16 protein-coding genes are annotated in these 19,780 nt (G+C 73.1%); 8 read left to right on the top strand and 8 right to left on the bottom strand.

What is annotated here, in order from left to right; genetic code table 11:
• Window positions 1-35: 35 nt before the first annotated feature.
• Window positions 36-1,217, bottom strand: coding sequence for a hypothetical protein (locus QQZ13_RS05895; RefSeq protein ID WP_284528162.1), 1,182 nt, complete (start codon window positions 1,215-1,217; stop codon window positions 36-38).
• A 116-nt stretch (window positions 1,218-1,333) separates the two neighbouring features.
• Here QQZ13_RS05895 and QQZ13_RS05890 point away from each other — a divergent pair, with 116 nt between their 5' ends.
• The 4 genes from QQZ13_RS05890 to pgi all read left to right on the top strand — a co-directional run bounded on the left by QQZ13_RS05890 (window position 1,334) and on the right by pgi (window position 6,037).
• On the top strand, window positions 1,334-2,599 hold the full coding sequence (locus QQZ13_RS05890) for a sensor histidine kinase (protein WP_284528161.1): 1,266 nt from the start codon (window positions 1,334-1,336) through the stop codon (window positions 2,597-2,599).
• The gene (locus tag QQZ13_RS05885; RefSeq protein ID WP_284528160.1) at window positions 2,587-3,267 is read left to right on the top strand and encodes a response regulator transcription factor; all 681 of its coding nucleotides are present in this window, start codon (window positions 2,587-2,589) and stop codon (window positions 3,265-3,267) included. Before QQZ13_RS05890 ends, QQZ13_RS05885 begins: the two co-directional genes overlap by 13 nt.
• Window positions 3,264-4,178 (top strand): hypothetical protein, encoded by a 915-nt coding sequence (locus QQZ13_RS05880; RefSeq protein ID WP_284528159.1) that lies wholly within the window; start codon window positions 3,264-3,266, stop codon window positions 4,176-4,178. Before QQZ13_RS05885 ends, QQZ13_RS05880 begins: the two co-directional genes overlap by 4 nt.
• A gap of 176 nt (window positions 4,179-4,354) precedes the next feature.
• Window positions 4,355-6,037, top strand: a complete 1,683-nt coding sequence (pgi, locus tag QQZ13_RS05875) for a glucose-6-phosphate isomerase (RefSeq protein WP_284528158.1) — start codon at window positions 4,355-4,357, stop codon at window positions 6,035-6,037.
• A gap of 180 nt (window positions 6,038-6,217) precedes the next feature.
• On the opposite strand, the gene QQZ13_RS05870 is transcribed toward pgi, so the two are convergent.
• Window positions 6,218-6,775 (bottom strand): helix-turn-helix domain-containing protein, encoded by a 558-nt coding sequence (locus QQZ13_RS05870; protein ID WP_284528157.1) that lies wholly within the window; start codon window positions 6,773-6,775, stop codon window positions 6,218-6,220.
• 66 nt (window positions 6,776-6,841) lie between these two features.
• Between QQZ13_RS05870 and QQZ13_RS05865 the strand changes: the two genes are divergently transcribed.
• Window positions 6,842-8,410, top strand: coding sequence for a bifunctional NAD(P)/FAD-dependent oxidoreductase/class I SAM-dependent methyltransferase (locus QQZ13_RS05865; RefSeq protein ID WP_284528156.1), 1,569 nt, complete (start codon window positions 6,842-6,844; stop codon window positions 8,408-8,410).
• Window positions 8,411-8,489: 79 nt separating this feature from the next.
• Here QQZ13_RS05865 and QQZ13_RS05860 read toward each other — a convergent pair whose 3' ends face one another.
• Together QQZ13_RS05860 and QQZ13_RS05855 are read right to left on the bottom strand one after the other, a co-directional pair.
• On the bottom strand, window positions 8,490-9,140 hold the full coding sequence (locus QQZ13_RS05860; protein ID WP_284528155.1) for a YdeI family protein: 651 nt from the start codon (window positions 9,138-9,140) through the stop codon (window positions 8,490-8,492).
• A gap of 46 nt (window positions 9,141-9,186) precedes the next feature.
• The gene (locus QQZ13_RS05855; protein ID WP_284528154.1) at window positions 9,187-9,897 is read right to left on the bottom strand and encodes an NRDE family protein; all 711 of its coding nucleotides are present in this window, start codon (window positions 9,895-9,897) and stop codon (window positions 9,187-9,189) included.
• Between the two features lie 51 nt (window positions 9,898-9,948).
• Between QQZ13_RS05855 and coaBC the strand changes: the two genes are divergently transcribed.
• Window positions 9,949-11,160 carry a bifunctional phosphopantothenoylcysteine decarboxylase/phosphopantothenate--cysteine ligase CoaBC gene (gene coaBC, locus QQZ13_RS05850; RefSeq protein ID WP_284528153.1) on the top strand — a complete coding sequence of 404 codons (1,212 nt, stop codon included), beginning with the start codon at window positions 9,949-9,951 and terminating at the stop codon, window positions 11,158-11,160.
• Between the two features lies 1 nt (window position 11,161).
• Here the strand turns inward: coaBC and QQZ13_RS05845 are convergent, their stop codons facing one another.
• Window positions 11,162-13,261, bottom strand: coding sequence for a glucose PTS transporter subunit IIA (locus QQZ13_RS05845; protein WP_284528152.1), 2,100 nt, complete (start codon window positions 13,259-13,261; stop codon window positions 11,162-11,164).
• A gap of 267 nt (window positions 13,262-13,528) precedes the next feature.
• On the opposite strand from QQZ13_RS05845, the gene QQZ13_RS05840 reads away from it, so the two are divergent.
• Complete coding sequence (locus tag QQZ13_RS05840) at window positions 13,529-14,530, top strand: lytic transglycosylase domain-containing protein (protein ID WP_284528151.1); 1,002 nt, start codon at window positions 13,529-13,531, stop codon at window positions 14,528-14,530.
• A gap of 54 nt (window positions 14,531-14,584) precedes the next feature.
• On the opposite strand, the gene QQZ13_RS05835 is transcribed toward QQZ13_RS05840, so the two are convergent.
• The 3 genes from QQZ13_RS05835 to QQZ13_RS05825 all read right to left on the bottom strand — a co-directional run bounded on the left by QQZ13_RS05835 (window position 14,585) and on the right by QQZ13_RS05825 (window position 19,298).
• Window positions 14,585-16,378 (bottom strand): long-chain-fatty-acid--CoA ligase, encoded by a 1,794-nt coding sequence (locus QQZ13_RS05835; RefSeq protein WP_284528150.1) that lies wholly within the window; start codon window positions 16,376-16,378, stop codon window positions 14,585-14,587.
• 94 nt (window positions 16,379-16,472) lie between these two features.
• Entirely contained in the window at window positions 16,473-17,129 is a 657-nt protein-coding gene (locus tag QQZ13_RS05830; protein WP_284528149.1) for an NADPH-dependent F420 reductase, read from the bottom strand.
• 387 nt (window positions 17,130-17,516) lie between these two features.
• A complete protein-coding gene (locus QQZ13_RS05825; protein ID WP_284528148.1) occupies window positions 17,517-19,298 on the bottom strand; it encodes a DUF2207 domain-containing protein in 1,782 nt (593 codons plus the stop codon).
• A gap of 35 nt (window positions 19,299-19,333) precedes the next feature.
• Here QQZ13_RS05825 and QQZ13_RS05820 point away from each other — a divergent pair, with 35 nt between their 5' ends.
• Window positions 19,334-19,765, top strand: coding sequence for a MarR family winged helix-turn-helix transcriptional regulator (locus QQZ13_RS05820; protein ID WP_284528147.1), 432 nt, complete (start codon window positions 19,334-19,336; stop codon window positions 19,763-19,765).
• Window positions 19,766-19,780 lie beyond the last annotated feature (15 nt).

The raw sequence follows: 19,780 nt of genomic DNA, 5'->3' as shown, positions 1-19,780 counted from the left end.
CCCGGGAGGGACGCCGGTGGTCGGTCGGCGGCCGGTCAGCGGCCGGTCAGCACGGTGAGGCCGTCGGGAAGCGCGAAGCGGGCGAGGACTGCGCCGCTGCCGTGATCGACGACGAGGGCTGCGCCCGCGGGGTCGACGACGTAGGTCTGCCGCTGCTCCGGGAACAGCGCCGGGACGTGCGCCGGCGCACCGGAGGCGGCGACGGTGGAGAGCAGACGCCCCGTCGTGCCGTGGTGGACGCGCACCTCGCCGCTGCGGGAGACCGCGACCACATGGTCCGCGTCGTCGCCGACTGCGGCCACGGCCGTCACCGCTGACGCGGCGCGCCACGCGTGCCACGCGCGCGCCCGGGTGTCGAGCACCCACACCGCTCCCCCGTCCGTGAGGGCGGCGACCGACGGTCTCCCCTCGCGGCCCGAGAACGCCCGGACGCGATCGTCCGCCGCCGGGTAGTCCAGGCGCTCGGTCTGCGCCGGGCGCCCGTCGGCGGCGAGGACCACCCCGTCGGCGCAGGCGACCACGACCCCGACCGCCGTGGCGATCGATCCGGCGGCGTCGGCGCACCGGACCGCCTCACCGGCGACGCCGTCCTCGTCGACGTGGCGCAGCCGGGCGACGCGCCCGTCGGCGACCTCGGTCACCCACGCGCCGTAGGCGAGCGGGACGACCATGCCCGCGGCGGCCGCTGCGGCGTCGCGCCGGAAGAGCTCCTCGATCTCGCCGTCGGCGAGCGGGGCGACCTTGACGAGGACCGCCTCCCCGGGCCCGCCGCCGCCGTCGAAGCTGATGCCGACGCTGCGCTCGCCCGCGACGACCGTCGGGGTCCCCGGTCCCTCGACGTCGCCGACGACACGCGCCGGTCCGGAGTAGTAGTGGACGTGGTCGCCGTGGTTCCACGTCCACGCCCCGCTGTCGACGATCGTGACCGAGCCCTCGCGCAGGGCGAACAGATAGCGGCCGTCGCCCGCGACGGCGTCGGCGGGCGCGATGCGCGCGATCGTGGACGACCGGCCCGAGGCGAGGTCGAGGTGGCTGACCGCGCCGTCGGGGGCGAGCGTCGTCAGATGCAGCGCCGGCGCGGCCAGCTCGGTCACTCCGTCCGCCGGCACGGCATCCGATCCCGGGGCGGGCGCCGGCTCGGCTCCGCTCGGTGCGGGGGCGCATCCGGACAGGATCAGCACGGCGGCGAGGGCGACGGGGGTCAGACGGCGGGGCACGGGAGACGACGCTATCAGAACTGAGAATCATTCTCATTAACACGTAGGGATAACCCGAGGTGATTCGTCCGGACACCACTGCGGCGCGCCCGCGACGCCGGTCCTACCGTGGAGACATGACCACCGCAGCACTCCCGCACCGGCGGCCGGGCGCCCTCACCCATCTGGGGGCGATCGCGCAGCTCGCGGCCCTCGGCATCGCCGGCGCCGTCGCATTCACGATCCTCCTGACATTCCTGAGCGTGGGCGTCGGGCTCCTCCCCGTGCTCGGCATCGGGCTCCTCTTCCTCGTCGCCTTCGTCTACGTGCTGTGGGCCACCGCATGGGTCGAGTACGAGCGCGTCGACGGCCTGTACGGCTACGGCCTGCCCGCCCTGCGCCTCCGCCCGAGCGCCGGCCCGGGCTTCGGCGGCTGGCTGCGCACCCTGTGGCGCCAGTTCACCGACGGAGCGATGTGGCGCGGAACCTCCAGCGCCGCCATCGGGACGGTCCTCGGCCTGTTCGTGCTGCCCCTCGTGGCCTGGCTCGTCTCCGGGGTCGGGCTGCTGTTCGCCCCGCTGGGCGCCCGCGCGCGACTGCCCTGGACCGACCTGTCCGTCCACCCCGGCTGGGCCGTGCTCATCGGCGTGCTCAGCATCCTCGCAAGCCTCGCGCTGCTGTTCGGCATCGCCGTGCTGCATGCCACCCTCACCCGCGCCATCCTCGTCCCCTCCCGCGAGGCGGCGCTCGCCGAGCAGGCCCGCACGGCGGGGGCGCAGCGGGCGGGGGCGGTGCGCGCCAGCGAGGTCGAGCGCACCCGGCTGGAGCGCGATCTGCACGACGGCGTCCAGCCGCGGCTGGTCTCGGTCGGGATGACGCTCGGACTCGCGCAGCAGAAGATCGACACCGATCCGGCCGCCGCCAAGGCCCTGATCGACGAGGCGCACACCTCGACGAAGGCCGCGATCACCGAGCTGCGCCAGCTCGCGCGCGGCATCCACGCCTCGGTCCTCGACGACCGCGGCCTCGACGCCGCCCTCTCCGCCCTCGCCGGCCGCTCGCCCGTGCCAGTCGTGCTCGACGTGCGCCTGGACGGCCGCTGCAGCCGCACGGCCGAGGCGGCGCTCTACTTCTCGATCGCCGAGTCGATCACCAACGCCGCCAAGCACTCCCGCGCGAGCGAATGCCGCGTGATCGTGCGCCGTCGCACCGACGAGGCCACGGGCGCCGTGACCCTCTGGGCGCGCGTGGAGGACAACGGCGTCGGAGGCGCCCGCGTCATCCCCGGCGGGGGCCTCGACGGCATCGTCAACCGCATCGTCGCCGCCGGAGGCACATCGCGCCTCGACAGCCCGCAGGGCGGCCCGACCAGCCTGGAGGTGAGCGTCCCGTGCGCATCCTGATCTGCGAGGACTCGGCGCTGCTGCGCGAGGGTCTGGTCCGCGTCCTCGAGGACGCCGGTCACGAGATCGTGGCCGCGCTGCCCGACGCCGGCGACCTCGCCGCCGTGGTCGCCGACACCGCGCCCGAGCTCTGCATCCTCGACGTCCGGCTTCCGCCGACCTTCACCGACGAGGGCATCCGCGCCGCGCTCGCCCTGCGCGCGGCGAACCCCGACCTCCCCGTGCTCGTGCTCAGCCAGTACGTCGAGGAGCGCTACGCGAGCGACCTCATTACCTCGCACGGGGCGGCGCTCGGCTACCTCTTGAAGGACCGCGTCGCCGACGTCCGCGACTTCCTCGAGTCGATCGAGCGGATCGGCGCCGGTGCGACGGTGCTCGACCCCGAGGTCGTCGCGCAGCTGCTGACCCGGCGCGCCCGCGATGACCGGATGGCGCGGCTGACCGATCGCGAGCGGACCGTGCTCGCCCTGATCGCCGAGGGCAAGAGCAACCAGGCGATCGCGCAGACCCTCTTCGTCAGCGAGGCGAGTGTCGAGAAGCACATCACCTCGCTCTTCCAGAAGCTCGACCTCGAACCCGACGAGCACGGCAACCGCCGCGTCCTCGCCGCCCTCGTCCACCTCGGTCACGGCGGCGACACCCCTCCCCGGAACGGAGCAGTCCGATGACCCTCGTCCCCGATGCCCCCCTGGCATCCGATGCCCCTGCCGCGTCCGGCAGCGCCGCGCCGGGCACCCCGCTGACCCCGCCGCCGACCTCGGGCGCCGCCGATCAGGGCGCTCCCCGCCCGCCCCGGCGCACCTCGTCGAAGGTCGTCGCGACCATCGCGATCTGCGCCGGCGCGGTGCTCATCGCGGGCACCGTGTTCACGGGAGTCCTCTCGGCGATGCGCTCCGCGACGATCCGCGACGGCGAGGCGACGGTGTCGGCGTCCGGGCTGCGCAGCCTCGACCTCGACACCAGCGCCGCCGACGTGACCGTCTCGTACGGCGCGGTCTCGGAGGCCACACTTCGCGTCACCGGCGCGTCGGGCATCGACGACTGGACCTTCGAGCGCGAGGGCGACCGCCTCGTCGTCTCGTCCGATCGGAACGTCTGGGGACGCTGGGGGTGGTTCCGCGAGCCCGACACCGTCGAGCTGACCCTGCCGGCCTCCGCCGCGGGCGTCGACGCCGACATCGACGTCGACAGCGGATCGCTGCGCGCCGACGGCGACTTCGGCGCGCTCGACCTGCACCTCGACGCCGGGTCGCTCCGCGTCTCGGGAACGGCGGACGCGCTCACCTCCGAGGTGAGCGCAGGATCGGCCCGCTACGACCTGTCCGGCGTCTCGGACGCCCGGCTCTCGGTGAGCGCCGGATCCGTGGAGGGCGAGCTCGACGGCCGTGCCCCCGCCGCGCTCACGCTCGACGTCAGCGCCGGACGCCTGGACCTCACCGTCCCGGACGGCGAGTACGCCCTGACCAGCGACGTGTCGGCGGGGAGGTTCACCCACGACCTCCGCACCGATCCCGCGTCGCCGAACCGCGTCGACGTCACCGTCTCGGCCGGCGCCGTCACCCTCCGCACGGCCGACTGACGGCCCGGCCGCACGAACCGGTGGCACTCGTTGCCGCTTCCCGCCCCGGGAGGCGGCAACGACTGTCACCACCGGGCGCGGAGACCGCGGTCCGGGCTGACGAGGCGGGTCGGCGCGGCCGTTTTGTCCGCCGTACGGCCCTGTGGCGGAGCGGGTTCAGCGCTAGCGTTGTCCCCGTGACCACTCCGATCGACGCCACCGCCACTGCCGCCTGGGGAGAGCTCTCCGCAGCCCGCGACTCGTTCACCCCGGATCTGCGCGGTGCGTTCACCGCCGACCCCGGCCGCGTCGAGCGGCTGACCTTCGACCTCGCCGACCTGCGCGTCGACCTGTCGAAGAACCTCGTCGACGACGACATCCTCGCCGCGCTGGTGCGTCTGGCCGAGCAGACCGGCGTCGCCGAGCGGTTCGCGGCGATGCTCGCCGGCGAGCACATCAACACGACCGAGGACCGCGCTGTGCTCCACACGGCACTGCGCCGGCCGGCCGGGACGACGCCCGCGCTCATCGTCGACGGTCAGGACATCGACCACGACGTGCAGGAGGTCCTGGCCGCGATGTCGGCATTCGCCGACCGCGTGCGCTCGGGCGAGTGGGTGGGCATGACGGGCAAGACCGTCACGCACGTCGTCAACATCGGCATCGGCGGATCGGACCTGGGTCCGGTGATGATCTCCGAGGCGCTCGAGCCGTATGCCGACGCCGGCATCCAGGCGCGCTTCGTCTCGAACATCGACCCCTTCGACCTGGCGCACAAGACCGCCGACCTCGACCCCGAGACGACGCTGTTCATCGTCGCGTCGAAGACGTTCACGACCCTCGAGACCCTCACCAACGCGCGCCTCGCGCGGGACTGGCTCTGGGCGGGGCTCGAGGCGGCGGGCGCCGTCGACGGCTCGGAGGAGCAGCGGACGGATGCGGTCGCGCATCACTTCGTCGCGGTCTCCACCGCGCTCGACAAGGTGGCCGCCTTCGGGATCGACACCGCGAACGCCTTCGGGTTCTGGGACTGGGTCGGCGGGCGCTACTCCGTGGACTCCGCCATCGGACTGTCGCTCGTGATCACCCTCGGCCCGCCTGCCTTCCGCGAGCTGCTCGCCGGCTTCCACGCCGTCGACGAGCACATGGCGTCCACGCCGCTGGAGCGGAACGTCCCCGTGCTGATGGGGCTGCTGAACGTCTGGTACACGAACTTCCTCGGGGCCCAGTCGCATGCCGTGCTCCCCTACGCCCAGCAGCTCAGCCGCTTCGCCGCGTACCTGCAGCAGCTCACCATGGAGTCCAACGGCAAGTCCGTGCGGTGGGACGGGTCGCCGGTCACCAGCGACACCGGGGAGATCTTCTGGGGCGAGCCGGGGACCAACGGCCAGCACGCGTTCTACCAGCTGATCCACCAGGGCACCCGGCTCATCCCCGCCGACTTCATCGCGTTCGTGAACCCCGCCTATCCGCTCAAGGACGGCGGCCGCGACGTGCACGGCCTCTTCCTCGCGAACTTCCTCGCGCAGACCAAGGCCCTCGCCTTCGGCAAGACCGCGGCCGAGGTCGAGGCCGAGGGCACGACCGGACCGCTCGTGGCGGCCCGCACCTTCGCGGGGAACCGCCCGACGACCTCGATCTTCGCGCCCGCCCTCACCCCGCGCGTGCTCGGCGAGCTCGTCGCCCTGTACGAGCACATCACGTTCACGCAGGGCGTCGTCTGGGGCATCAACTCCTTCGACCAGTGGGGAGTCGAGCTCGGCAAGCAGCTCGCGCTGCAGATCGCACCCGCGATCGAGGGCGACGAGGACGCGCTCGACGCGCAGGACGCGTCGACCCGGGCGCTGCTGGCCTACTACCGGGAGCACCGCACGTCCTGACCCGGCGGCGGTGCCGGGCTTCCCGACGCGGGGTGCCAGCCGCGGCGCGTTCGCAACTCCGGAAATCCGGGCCCGCCGGAGCGAGAACGGGCGTCCGGCCCGGCCGAGCCGCGGCTTCTTCCGGAGTCGTGAACGCGCAGCCGTCCTGACCCGAAGGCGCGGATGGCCCGGGAGGGCGGCCTAGGAGTTGGTGACGCGGGTGTGGATGCGCTCGCCGGCCGCGCTGAAGATGCTGATCACCTCGGCCGGGCCGTCGGCGGAGGCGCGGATGCTGTGCGGCAGCCGCGTGTCGAACTCGGCCGCCTCGCCGCGGGCGATCTCGTGCTCGGTGCCGTCGAGCACCAGGAGCACGCGCCCGCTCAGCACGTACAGCCACTCGTAGCCCTCGTGCACGCGCGGCGCGGGCACGACGGTCGTGGGCGCGTAGGTGATCTTGTAGGTCTTCACCGGGGCGTGCTCGAGCGTCAGCGGAGCGATCACCATGCCGTCGCGGCGCTCCACGGCCCGCCGCACCCGAGGATCGGCGGTCTCGGCGGGCAGCAGGTCGTCGATGCGGATGCCGAGGATCCGGGTGAGCGGGACGAGGAGCTCCAGCGAGGCCTGCCGCTTGCCGGACTCCAGTCGCGAGAGCGTGCTGGCGGACAGCCCGGCGCGCGCGGCGACGTCGTCGAGGGTCCAGCCGCGGGACTGCCGCGCGGCGCGGAGCCGCGGCCCCACCTGGTCGAGTTCGGTGCGCATGGTCCCATCTTGCCATTCCCGCAAGCGAGCTTGCACTCTCGCGAACGGCCTCGTCACGCTGGGTCCATGGACATCAGGGAATGGGATGCCGTCGTCATCGGCGGCGCAGTGGCAGGGCTGAGCGCCGCGCAGATGCTGGGGCGGGCACGCCGGCGCACGCTCGTGATCGACGGCGGCGCGCCGCGCAACCGGTTCGCCGCGCACATGCACGGCGTACTCGGACACGACGGCGCGGAGCCGGCGGAGCTGCTCGCGCGCGGCCGCCGGGAGGCCGAGGCGTACGGCGTGGTCGTCGAGTCGGCGACGGTGACCGAGGTCTCCGGCACCGCCGACGGTCTGCGGATCGTCCGGGCCGACGGCGGCGTCGAGCACGCGCGCGCCGTCGTCGTGGCGACCGGGATCCGCGACGCCCTTCCCGACATCGACGGCCTGGCGGCGCACTGGGGCACATCGGTGCTCCACTGCCCGTACTGCCACGGCTGGGAGGTCGGCGGCCGGCGGCTGGGCGTGATCGCGACGTCGCCGGCGAGCGTGCATCAGATCGACCTCGTGCGGCAGTGGAGCGAGGACGTGACCGCGTTCACCGCCCTCGCGGGGCCGCTCGCGCCCGAGGTGCGCGAGCGGTGGGACGCCCGCGGCATCCGGATCGTCGAGCGGCCGGTGCGGTCGGTGGGGTCCGGCGACGGCCGGCTCACCGGACTCGTCGACGACGCCGGGACGACGCACCCGGTGGACGCCGTCTTCGTCGCTCCCGCGCCGGAGGTCGCACTGGAGTTCCTCTCCGGCCTGCGCCTCGCCCGCGCCGACCAGCCGGGCGCTCCCCTGGCCGTCGATGCGACCGGCGCGACCAGTCACCCGCGCATCTGGGCCGCCGGCAACGTCGCCGCCCCGTTCGGCAACGTGCCGCTGTCGATGGGAGCGGGATCGATGGCCGGCGCCGCCGTGAACGCCGCGCTCGTCGCCGAGGACGCCGCCCACGCCGTCGCCGCGCGGCGCGACGCGCGCGCGGCCGCGCGCAACGCCCACTGGGAGGAGCGGTACGCCGAGGGCACGCGCTTCTGGTCGGGTCGGGTGAACGAGACCACGGCTGCGGTGGCGCGCACGCTCCCCCGCGGAACCGCCCTGGAGATCGGCTGCGGAGAAGGCGCCGACGCGATCTGGCTGGCGGAGCAGGGCTGGACGGTGACCGCGGTGGACGTCTCCCCGACGGCGATCTCCCGTGCGCGGGTCGCGGCGGCCGAGCGGGGCCTGACCGACACGCAGGTGCGATTCGAGACGGCGGACGCCGCCGGCGACCTGCCCCCGGGCCCCTTCGACCTCGTGGTGTCGAGCTTCCTGCACTCGTGGGAGCACGACTTCCCGCGCATCGACATCCTGCGCCGCGCCGCCGCCCGCGTCGCCCCGGGCGGGCGGCTGCTCGCCGTCTCGCACGCGGCGGTGCCGCCGTGGTCGGCCCACGACGATGCGGAGGACCATCCCGTCCTCCTCACCCCCGCTCAGGAGCTGGCACTGCTGGGGCTCGATCCGGCGGTCTGGACCGTCGAGCTCGCGGAAGTGCGCGCACGCGAGACCGCCGCGCCCGACGGCCGGCCGGCGCATCTCGACGACGGGGTGCTGCTCCTGCGCCGCGCATGACTCCTCGGCATCGGAGCGGGCGGCGTCACGACCCCGCGCAGGGACGGCGCGCACGCGCGAGGAGGCCGAGGCGCAGGATTCACACCTCGGTCGCGGCGGCCGCCGCAGCCGCCGCGCGGGTGAGCCACGCCGGCGGTTCGCCGTACCGCTGCGGCGGCACCAGGCGTCCGGCGGCGCAGTCGGCGACCAGTGTCGCGAGGCGGTCGGTGCGGGTCGCCTCGCGCTTGGCGGACTGCACCCAGGTCGTGGCGACGCGGCGGTACGACGGCGTCGCGGCGTCCCAGAACGCCTGCGCCGCGGGGTCGGCGGCCAGTGCCGACAGCTGCTCGGCCGACGGCTCGGGGGCGGTCTCGTACGAGTAGCCGCTGCCGGCGGGCCTGCGCTCGTAGGCGGCCAGCCCCGCCGGACGCATGAGCCCCTCGGCGATCAGGCGCTCGACGTGCGCGATGTTGACCGCGCTCCACACCGACCGGGGCTTGCGCGGCGTCCACCGCTGACGGCGGCGGCGATCGTCGACGCGCTGCGAGACCGAGTCGATCCAGCCGTAGCAGAGGGCGACCGGCACCGCGTCGTCCCAGGTGATGCCGACGTCGGGATCGCCCTTGCGGTACAACCCCATCCACAGCTCGGTGGCGGTCTCGTGGTGCTCGTCGAGCCAGGCGCGGAACTCCTCGGCATCCGCGAAATAGACCGCCGGCCGCTCGGGGGCCGCGTCGTCCGATCCGCTCATGCGCCGACAGTACCGCCGCGCACCGACACGCGGGGACCGCCGGCGCTCAGCGCAGCTCCACCCGGTTCCAGGCGCCGGGCTCGTCGAACTCGCCGTAGACCACGTCGACGCCGTCGGCGGAGACCGACGCGGCGGTCACGAGGAGCGAGAGCGTCGGATAGCCGTACGGGCGGTTGTCGCGCACGATGGCGCGCTCGTCGGTCGGATCGAGCTCGGCCGTGCGCTCGAGCGCGTCGAGCCACGGCGTCCACCACTGCGGCCCGTCGGCCGGCGGCGAGAAGACGTCGCGCCACGCGACGATGCGCGCCGTCGCCGGGTCGTCGACGTCGTCGTGCGCGATCATGTGGATGCCCGGTGCCAGCGGCTGCACCCGCAGCGCCTGGCCGTCCCACATGGTCACGCGCGCACCCTCGGCATCCACCTCGACGAGGTTGAAGCCGTGGACCCGCGGACGCTGCGCCGGCGAGGTGCCCGCGACCGCGTCGAGGACGACGTGACCACGCGATCCCAGCTCGGCGGGATCGATGTCGCTCACCTCGGCGCGGTTCAGCACGACGGCGAGCCGCCCCGCATCCGGGTCTGCGGCGAGCCAGGCACCGCCGGCGCGGCTGTCGCGCACCCCCACGACCCCCGGGTGCGCCTCGGGCCACCACGCACCGAGCGGGTCCCAGGCGCGCGCGGGGTCCTCGTCCCGCACCGCGAGCAGCCGCGTGGCGGCGGCGGGGTCGTCGGGGACGTGGACGATCACGGTGCACATGGGTCTGTCTTTCCTGGATCTGGCGTCAGCGGCGCGTGGGAGGATCGGTGCATGTTCGTTGTCGTGGGTGTCAGCGGCGGCATCGCCGCGTACAAGACGGTCCAGCTCGTGCGCGCTCTCGTCACCAACGGTCACGAGGTGCACGTTGTTCCCACCGACGACGCGCTGCGGTTCGTGGGGACCGCGACGTGGGAGGCGGTCAGCCGCCATCCTGTCACGACCTCCGTGCACGACGACGTCGCGGAGGTCCGGCACGTGTCGCTCGGCACGCGCGCCGACCTCGTCGTTGTCGCGCCGGCGACCGCCAACACCCTCGCGCGGATGGCGACCGGCATCGCCGACAACCTCCTGGGGGTCACGCTGCTGGCCACCACGGCGCCGGTGCTCGTGGCGCCCGCGATGCACACCGCCATGTGGGAGCACGCGGCCACGCGTCAGAACATCGACACCCTCCGCGCGCGGGGCGTCCACGTCGTGGGACCGGCCGACGGCCCCCTGACCGGCGGGGACAGCGGCCCCGGCCGCATGTCGGAGCCCGACGAGATCCTGGCGGCGGCGCTCGCGCTGCTCCCGGCACCGGCGGGCGATCTGACCGGCCGCACCGTCGCCGTCTCCACCGGCGGCACGCGCGAGCCGATCGATCCGGTGCGCTTCCTCGGCAACCGCTCCTCGGGACGTCAGGGCGTCGAGGTGGCGCTCGCCGCCGCGGCCCGCGGAGCCCGCGTGCGCCTGGTCGCGGCTCACGTCGACGAGGGCGTGCTGTCCGAGGTCGCGCGGCACCCGCGCATCGAGATCGCCCGCGCCGGCACCGCCGACGAGCTCGGCACGGCCATGCAGGCCGCTGCCGCCGACGCCGACGTCGTGGTGATGGTCGCCGCTGTGGCCGACTACCGCGTGGCCGAGGTGTCGCACGAGAAGCTGCGCAAGGAGGACGGCGACGGCACCGCCACCCTCTCCCTCGTGCAGAACGCCGACATCCTGGCCGGGCTGGTGGCGGCCCGCCGCCCCGGACAGCGGATCGTCGGGTTCGCCGCCGAGACCGCGTCGAGCGAGGACGAGCTCGTCGAGCGCGGGATCCGCAAGCGCGAGCGGAAGGGCGTCGACCTGCTCGCCGTCAACCGCGTCGACTGGGACCGCGGCTTCGAGACGACCGACAACGCGCTGCTGATCGTCGCTGCCGACGGCGTGGCCGCGCACGCCGCCGGCAGCAAGCGCGCGGTCGCCGACGCCCTGTGGGACGCCGTGGTCGCGCTCGACTCCTGAGTCAGCCCTTCTTCTTCTGCAGGTCGAGCAGGGGCGCGCCGGCCGTCACCGGTCCGAGCGCGACCGGGTCGACCGTGTCGAACGCGTCGGCGTTGAGGACGATGACGGGCGTGATGAGCGGGTAGCCCGCCTTCTCGATGACGTCCCGGTCGAACACGACCAGGACGTCGCCGACGTCGACCCGGTCGCCGTTCTTCACCCTCACGTCGAAGCCGTCGCCCTTGAGGTTGACGGTGTCGATGCCGACGTGGATGAGGATCTCGGCGCCGTTGTCCAGCTGGAGGCCGAAGGCGTGGCCGGTGGGCTGGGCGGCGACGACCACGCCCGCGCCGGGCGCGGAGACGGTGTCGCCGCTCGGCTCGATCGCGACGCCCGGTCCCATCACACCGCCCGCGAAGACGGGATCGGGGACCTCGGAGATCGCGACGGCCGTGCCGTCGAGGGGCGACATCACCTGGGTGAGCGCGAGGTCCTCGGCGTCCGGGAGGGTGGCCGTCGCGGTGGCGCTGCCGGCGAGGGCCGCTCCCCCGGCGACGTCGGCGACCGAAGCCGCCGTCGGCGCGCCCGATCCCACGACCGACGAGCCCGCGGTCGCCGCGGTGTCGGCGACGTCCGCCGAGGCGGCCGGACCGTCCACGGCGGGCTCCTTGTCCTTGTAGCCGCCGACGACGATGAGGAACATCGACACCGCGAAGGCCGACAGCACGGCGATCGCGTACAGGCCGATCGGCTCGAAGGCTGGGATGGTCAGCAGCGACGTGAAGACGAACGCCTTCGTGGTGATGCCGTTCTCGAGGCCCAGCAGCATGCTGCCGATGCCGATGATGAGACCGCCGGTGAGGCAGCCGACCAGCATGCGCGGGTAGATGCGCTTGTAGCGCAGGTGGATGCCGTAGAGCGACGGCTCGGAGATGCCGCCGAGAAGACCCGCCGCCAGGGCGCCGGTGGCCGTCTGCTTCATCTGCTTGTCCTTCTCGCGCCATGCCAGCAGCAGCACGCCCGCGGTGGCGCCGAAGCACGCGAAGTTCCATGCGCCCATCGGGCCCTGGATGAAGTCGTAGCCGAGCGTCTGGATGTTCAGCAGCATGATGGCGTTGATCGGCCAGTGGAGGCCGAGCGGCACCATGAACGGGTACGCGAGCGGGATGATGATCGCGAAGATGAACGGCGAGAACGAGTTGATCGAGCTCAGCAGCTGCGCGAGCGCGGCACCGGCGTAGACGCCGATCGGTCCGAGCAGGAACGCGGTCAGCGGGATCATCACGAGCATCGCCAGGAACGGCACGAAGATGAGCTGCAGATTGTCCGGGATGAGGCGCTTCAGGCCCTTGTAGAGGGGCCCGAGCACCGCGGCCATGATCAGCGGCGGGAACACCTGCGAGCTGTAGTTGAAGATCGTCAGGGGGATGCCGAAGATCGGGATCGTGGTGATCTCGGAACCGAGGAACACGATCTGCTGAGCGCCCTCCTGGGTCGCCAGCGACGCGAAGCCGGGAAGCATGACAGAGGCCATGATCGAGAAGCCGACCCAGGGATCGGCGCCCACCTTGTTCGACGCGTTGTAGGCGACCATGAGCGGCAGGAAGACGAAGACGCACTGCCACATCAGGTTGACGAACTGCCAGGACGGCGGCAGCTCCGTGCGCGGGTCGGCCCAGTTGCCGATCACCTGCAGCGTCGACATCAGCGCCATGAACGTGATGATGAGCGATGCGCCGAGCAGGGCGCCGAGGGTCGGGCGGAACGAGTCGGAGAGGAACTCGAAGAGCGAGTCGAGCCACGCGACCTTGCCGCGCGGGCCGCGCGCGCGCTGGGCGGCCTTGACGTCCGCGTCGGAGGGCGCGTCGACGTCGGCCATCTCGGGCAGCGCCATGATGTCGTTGTAGACGGTCTGGACGGCGCCCCCGATCACGACCTGGAACCGGTCGCCCGCCTGCGGGACGGCGCCCATGACGCCGGAGATCGCCTCCATCCGGTCCTTGTCGACCTTGTCGCCGTCGCGCAGCTGAAACCTCAGCCGGGTGGCGCAGTGGGTGAGCCCGGCGACGTTCCCGGGGCCTCCGATGGCGTCGATGATGTCTGCTGCAGGACTGGATGCCATGTCGGCAACTCCTCTCGCGGGTTCGCGCCGGATCGTGTCCGCGCTCGTGCACATGGGACTCTATACCGGGCTTCCGGAGGGTCGATAGGACCCCCGCCGGAGCAAATCCGGGTGGTAGGCTCCCACGGTTCACCCAGGTTCAGCGGAGGTTTCGTCCAGGAACCGTGGGCAGACTCGGGGACTTGTGCCCGTCCCGAGGGCACGTCGCGACGCTCTGCTCCGCTGAGCGCGGCGCCGCGAGAAGCCACCTGAAAGACATCGTTACGCATGCGCCTGCTCTCCTCCCGCCGTTCCACTCTGTCCACCGCCGTCGCTCTCACGCTCGGCCTCGGCATCGCGGGAGGGATGTCCACCGCCGCCCACGCCGCGCAGGATGAGCCGGCCGCCCGCGTCGCGGTCGCCGCCTACGCCGACACCGACACGGCCGCCATCGCGCCGTTCGTCTCCGAGGAGGCCGCGACGCTCGCCACCGAGCCGCTCGACGCCATCGTCGACGACGCGGAGGCTGCACTCGACGACGCGGAGGACGCGATCGCCGCGGCCGAGGCCGCCGAGGACAAGGTCGCCGCGAAGGTCGAGAAGAAGAAGCTCGACGTCGCCGGCGCGACCACGATCGACACCTCGGTGCTCGAGGAGCACGTGGAGCAGCTGCAGACGATCGCCGTGACCCCGGTGCTGCTGCTGCCGGCCAGCACCGCCGACGCCGCGGGCGACACCGCGCAGGTGGAGAAGGCGACCGCGTCGCTGCTCCAGCGCCTCGAGAAGGCCGAGAAGAAGAAGGCGGCAGAGATCGCCGCCAAGAAGGCCGCCGCCAAGAAGGCCGCTGCCGAGGCGGCTGCGAAGAAGGCCGCCGAGGAGGCGGCCGCCGCCGAGGCCTCCGCGTCGAGCTCGGGCTCGGGCTCGGGCTCGGGTTCGGGTTCGGGTTCGGTCAGCGGCGGCTCGGCCGCCTCGTCCGGCGACAACTCCGTCGCGGGCGCCAAGGCGACCGCGCGCGCGCTCGTGGCCGACCGCGGCTGGAGCTCGGACCAGTTCAGCTGCCTCGAGAAGCTGTGGCAGAAGGAGTCGGGCTGGAACTACCGCGCGTACAACGCGTCCAGCGGTGCGTACGGCATCCCGCAGGCGCTCCCCGGCAGCAAGATGGCCAGCGCCGGGAGCGACTGGGAGAACAGCGCCGCGACGCAGATCCGCTGGGGCCTCGGCTACATCGACGGCCGCTACGGCACGCCCTGCGGCGCCTGGGACCACTCGCAGTCCGTCGGCTGGTACTGATCCCGCCGCGACGACCCGCTCACCCGGAGCCCGCTCCGCCAGACCTCCTCGACGTCAGGCGGAGCGGGCTCCGCTGTCGTCGAGGGAGTCCCGCACCACCCGGCGCAGCACCTTGCCGACCTGGTTGCGCGGGAGCGCGTCGACCGCGACGATCCGCTTGGGCACCTTGTAGGGCGTGAGGTGGGTGCGGGCGAAGTCGCGCAGCGCCCCCGCATCGAACACGGCGCCGTCGCGGACGACGACGGCCGCCGTGACGTCCTCGCCGCCGCCGGCGCGGCGCAGCCCCACCACCGCGGCCTCCGCCACGTCGGGGTGGAGCATCAGCGCCTGCTCGACCTCGCTCGGGCTCACGTTGAAGCCGCCGGTGATGATCAGCTCCTTCAGCCGGTCGACGATCGTGACGAAGCCGTCCTCCGACATCGTCACGATGTCGCCGGTGCGCAGCCATCCGTCCGGCAGGAGCACTGCGGCCGTCTCGTCGGGGCTGTTCCAGTAGCCCTGGAACACCTGGGGTCCGCGAAGGAGCAGCTCGCCCTCCTCGCCCGGTCCGCGCAGCGAGGACGGATCGTCCGGATCGACCACGCGCGCCTCGGTGCTCGGGAAGGGCACGCCCACCGTGCCCGGGCGGCGGGAGGGACCGGCGGGGTTGCCCAGCGCGACCGGCGACGTCTCGGTCATGCCGTATCCCTCGACGAGCAGGCCCCCGGTGGCCTCCTCCCAGCGGGTCACGGTGGAGACGGGGAGGCTCATGGCGCCGGAGATGGCGAAGCGGACCCCGCTGAGGTCGACCCGACCCTGCACGCTCGCGCGGGCCAGGGCGTCGTAGATGGGCGGGACGGCGGGAAGGAAGGTCGGAGGCGACACCCGCGCGGCCGCGATCACGAGGTCGAGGTCGAACTTCGGGAACAGGACGAGCGTGGCCCCGATCGACATGGCGAAGGTGAGGCACAGCGTCAGCCCGTAGGCGTGGAACAGCGGGAGCACGGCGTAGACGACCTCGGCGCCGTCGTGCAGGCCCGGGAGCCACGCGCGCCCCTGCGCGGCGTTCGCCCGCAGATTGCGGTGCGACAGCATCGCCGCCTTGGGGACCCCGGTCGTCCCGCTCGTGAGCTGCAGGAGCGCGATGTCGTCGATGCCGGGCCGCGGCACGCGCCGGGACAGCCGTCGCGACGCCGCCACGCGCGTCCAGGGCACGATGCCCCGCGCGGTGGGACGCGACGTCAGCGCCGAGCGCGCCGTCCGCGCCCGGGCGATCGGCACGCGGAGGGCGAGCCGGGTGCGCAGCGGCATGCCCCGGGTGAGGTCGACGGAGACCACGTGGTCCGGCCGGATGTCGTCGGGAAGCCCCGCGACGGTGTCGGCCGCCTTGTCCCACACGACGGCGACCTTGGCGCCGTGCACCTCGAACTGGTGCCGCAGCTCCCGGGCGGTGTAGAGCGGGTTGTGCTCGACGACGATCGCGCCCAGGCGCAGGATCGCGTAGAAGGCCACGACGTGGTCGGGGCAGTTCGGGAGCACGAGCGCCACGCGGTCGCCCCGGGACACACCGAGGGCGCGCAGGCCCGCCGCCGCGCGCTCGACCCGCTCGCCGAGCTCCGCGTAGGTGGTCGTCGCGCCGAAGAACTCGAGCGCGGTCTTCTTGCCGTAGTGGGCGACGGAGGCGGTGAGCAGGTCGACGAGCGTCTCGGTCACCGGACCGATGTCGTGGGGCACGCCGTCGGCGTAGGCGGCCAGCCACGGACGATCCCCCTCGCCGCGGGGTGACGGGCCCGGTGCGCCGCCGGCTGACGGACTGGGTGCGGAGTCGCGCTCGGGGCGCGGGGCGGGCTCGGGCGCGGGTCGCTGCATGGGGGCCACGCTACTGCGCCCGTCCCCGACGAACCTGCGAGAGCGCCCGCCGCGCCCGTGGGCTGCGCGCGCGGCGGGCGGTGGTGCGAAGCGGTCAGGCCGCGTCTTCGGGGCGCACGCGGAACGCGGCGGCGAGGTTGTCGCGCAGCTGTGCCGCATCCTGACGCGTCACGTAGGCGGGACGGTCGCGCTCGAGCCGCCACGACTCCGACAGCGGTCCCACCGAGACGGTGTCGAAGCCGAGCCGGTCGTACAGATCGGTGACGTAGGAGATGGCCTCGGGGAAGTCCGATGCCGTGCCGAGCGCGCGGCGGCCGGGCGTCCCCGCGGGAGTGCCGGCCGTCGTGATCTCCGCGGCCATGATGTGGTTGAACGCCTTCACGACCTTCGCGCCGGCGAGGTGCTCCTGCAGGAGACCCGACGTCGTGGCCTCGCCGCTGTCCAGCGCGGGGATGTGGCCGTCGCGCTCCCAGTAGTAGTTGTTGGTGTCGAGCACGATCTTGCCCTCGAGCGGCTCGACCGGGACCTCCCGGTAGGCCGAGAGCGGAACGGTCACCACGACGACCTCGCCGGCGGCCGCCGCCTCGTCCGCCGTGGCGGCGCGGGCTGTGGGGCCGAGCTCCTCGATGAGACCGGCGAGGGTCTCGGGGCCGCGCGAGTTCGCGATCACCACCTCGTCGCCGAGCCGGGTGAAGGCCCGGGCGAGCTGCGAGCCGATGTGTCCTGCGCCGATGATTCCGATGGTGGTCATGCCCTCCCCAACCCGGCGGAGGCGGTGAGGATTCCCGCGCGGAGCCTCGCCCCGGCTGGGTGTACGCCATGGATGAGAAAAGAATCACAAAAAGATAACGGCAAACGCTTGTGGCCGTTATCTCGTCGTTATAGAGTGCTCGCACGGTAGTTGTTTTGCTGTGGCAGCTACCGACATGTGATTGCAGGACACTCTTGGTGCAAGGGACAAGGGCCGGTCGGAAGCCTCTCCGACCGGCCCTTACTCTTGCCCGGTCCCGCCGCCCCGCAGCCGTCGTCGGGGTCCCGCGACGGGATCGATGACAGTCGTCGTCGGTTCCCGGCCGTCGAGGCGACGACGAGTGTCATCCATTCAGCTCGAGCGGCGCGCAACGACGCCGGGGACGGATCAGACGCCGCCGCCTCCTCCGCCGCCACCGCCGCCGCCGGAGCTGCCGCCGCCGCTCGAGCCGCCCGAGGTCGACGACGACGAGCTCGCGGCCGCCGAGAGCGAGCCGATCCCCGATGCGAAGGCCGACGCGTCGAAGGCACCGCTGCCCGCGTACCAGTAGGGGCCCGCAGCGCCCGTCGCCGCGTAGAGCACAGCCAGGTGCGCGGACCACTCCTTCTCCTGACCGAAGACGACGGCGTAGGGCAGCAGCCGCTCGTACAGCTGCAGCTTCTGCCGCGGATCGTCCACGTCGATCGCCACGCGCTCGGCGCCCTCCGGCGACTGGAGCATGCGGATGCGATCCGCCTCCGCCCAGGCGATGAACTCCTTGAGGCCCTTCAGATGATCCCGGACCTCGGCGCCGGCGGCCGTCAGCGGCGAGCGCGCGACCACGATGATCACGCCCGTGAACACGATGCCCGCGAGCACCATCAGCGTCACCGGGATCGCCGGATGAACGCCCGCCGACAGCGCCGCGAGCCCCAGGAAGAACACCGCCCCGCCCGCGACGACCGCGGCCACGACCGGCCACGCCCGCGCGCCGGCCGGCACCTCGCGGCGGAGCCGGCGGCGCTTCAGCTCGCGCTCGGCATCCTTCAGGATCTTCTGCGCGACCTTCGACAGCCGCGTGTCCTGCCGTCCGAACTCGTACTGCTCGCCCGGGACGCCCCGTGGGAAGAGCCCGCCGAGGAGCATGCGCCCGTCGGCGTCGGCGAGCGACGGGTCGACCAGCTCGGCGATCAGCCGGGGTCCGCCGAACCAGCGCTTCTCCCCCTCGACGATCCGGATCGATCCGACGACGGCCTGTTCGAGCACCTCCGCGGGGATCGCCTTCGTCTGCTGCCCCAGGAGCACCGCGCTCTCGAGGGCATCGATCCCCGGGGGCGGGTTGTACTCGGCGATGATCGTCGGCCGCCCCGGCTCGTCGGCCAGGGCGCGTCGTCGCGACCGCACGGCGAGCGCCGCGGCGCCCAGCAGGCCCACCCCCGCGATCCCCTGCAGCCACCCGAACGGCGAGGCCAGATAGGACGTGTCGAAGAGGGCGAAGGTGCCGTCGGCGAACCCCACCGCCAGGGTGAGGTTCTCTCCCGGGCCGAGGTCGTCGGCGCGGGCGGTGATCACCGAGCCCGCGCCCTCGGCATCCTGGACGATCGACGCGCACGGGTCGCCGCTGTCCTGCACGCCCTGGTAGCACGCGGCGTCGCCGGTGAGCGCGGCGGTGAGCTCGGCGTCGAGGTGCAGGCGCGCCTCGACCTCCCCGAACGGCTGCGCCCAATCGACGCCGTTGACGTCCCAGTAGAACTCCAGGCCCGTGTCGGGGAAGTCCCACACGACGTTCTCGAGCTCGTAGGTGAGGACGAAGGTCTGCACGCCGCGGAGGTACTCGTCGGCGCGCGAGACGATGTGGAAGGCGCCGTCGTCGGACTCCGTCTCCATCGGGCGGGCAGCCCCGTTCTCGTCGGTCACCGAGATCGCGTGCGGACGCAGCGGCTGCCCGTTGTACGACTCGGGGATCGAGCGCCGGATGCCGCGGTTCTGATCGGCATCGGGGAAGCGCGCCACGAGCTGCTCGACCACGCGCAGCCTGCTCGTGCCGTCGTCGGCGCGCGTCAGGGTGTAGTCGGCCGTCATCCGGTCGAAGACGAAGTCGTCGACGTCGGCGGAGGCGGGCGCCGCAGCGGCGGCGGAGGCCGCCATGACGAGCATGCACACCGCGAGAATCCGCCAGATCCGTCCCATGCCGTCCAGCCTATGGGCGGGCTAAAGTGGACGCCATGACGGACCGACGCCTCGCCATCGCGGCATGGGAGAGTCTGTTCCGCGCGCAGCACGAGGTGCTCAGCGAGATCAGCGACGACTTCAGCGGCGACGACCTCACGCAGGCCGAGTACGACGTCATGCTCACCGTCGCGCGCGGGGAGCAGAACGCGGCCAGACTGCGCGACGTCACCGCCAACATGCTCATCAGCCAGCCGAGCGTGTCGCGGCTGGTGGACCGCATGGTCGCCCGCGGGCTCATCACGAAGTGCCCCGACCCGGACGACGGCCGCGGCGCGCTGGTGCGGGCGACCGAGGCCGGCCTGGCCGCCTTCCGCCGCATCGCGACCCGTCACGGCCAGTCGATCGCCGAGCGCATGTCGGTGCTCGACGACCACGAGCTCGCCCAGCTGCACAGCATCACCACGAAGCTGCGCGAACGGCGCTGACCGGGCTCGCCGGCC

The sequence above is a fragment of the Microbacterium sp. T2.11-28 genome (assembly GCF_950097975.1).
In the GTDB taxonomy this organism is placed as follows: Bacteria; Actinomycetota; Actinomycetes; order Actinomycetales; family Microbacteriaceae; genus Microbacterium.
The sequence above is the reverse complement of the archived record's forward strand: the minus strand, read 5'-3'. Positions and strand labels throughout refer to the sequence as shown.

Bases quoted from the DNA above. Each gene is read 5' to 3' on its own strand.
- QQZ13_RS05845 (WP_284528152.1), bottom strand. From the start codon at position 13,261: ATGGCATCCAGTCCTGCAGCAGACATCATCGACGCCATCGGAGGCCCC.
- QQZ13_RS05855 (WP_284528154.1), bottom strand. From the start codon at position 9,897: ATGTGCACCGTGATCGTCCACGTCCCCGACGACCCCGCCGCCGCCACG.
- QQZ13_RS05835 (WP_284528150.1), bottom strand. From the start codon at position 16,378: ATGCAGCGACCCGCGCCCGAGCCCGCCCCGCGCCCCGAGCGCGACTCC.
- QQZ13_RS05865 (WP_284528156.1), top strand. From the start codon at position 6,842: ATGGACATCAGGGAATGGGATGCCGTCGTCATCGGCGGCGCAGTGGCA.
- coaBC (WP_284528153.1), top strand. From the start codon at position 9,949: ATGTTCGTTGTCGTGGGTGTCAGCGGCGGCATCGCCGCGTACAAGACG.
- QQZ13_RS05840 (WP_284528151.1), top strand. From the start codon at position 13,529: ATGCGCCTGCTCTCCTCCCGCCGTTCCACTCTGTCCACCGCCGTCGCT.
- QQZ13_RS05825 (WP_284528148.1), bottom strand. From the start codon at position 19,298: ATGGGACGGATCTGGCGGATTCTCGCGGTGTGCATGCTCGTCATGGCG.
- QQZ13_RS05870 (WP_284528157.1), bottom strand. From the start codon at position 6,775: ATGCGCACCGAACTCGACCAGGTGGGGCCGCGGCTCCGCGCCGCGCGG.
- QQZ13_RS05890 (WP_284528161.1), top strand. From the start codon at position 1,334: ATGACCACCGCAGCACTCCCGCACCGGCGGCCGGGCGCCCTCACCCAT.
- QQZ13_RS05880 (WP_284528159.1), top strand. From the start codon at position 3,264: ATGACCCTCGTCCCCGATGCCCCCCTGGCATCCGATGCCCCTGCCGCG.
- QQZ13_RS05820 (WP_284528147.1), top strand. From the start codon at position 19,334: ATGACGGACCGACGCCTCGCCATCGCGGCATGGGAGAGTCTGTTCCGC.
- QQZ13_RS05860 (WP_284528155.1), bottom strand. From the start codon at position 9,140: ATGAGCGGATCGGACGACGCGGCCCCCGAGCGGCCGGCGGTCTATTTC.
- QQZ13_RS05830 (WP_284528149.1), bottom strand. From the start codon at position 17,129: ATGACCACCATCGGAATCATCGGCGCAGGACACATCGGCTCGCAGCTC.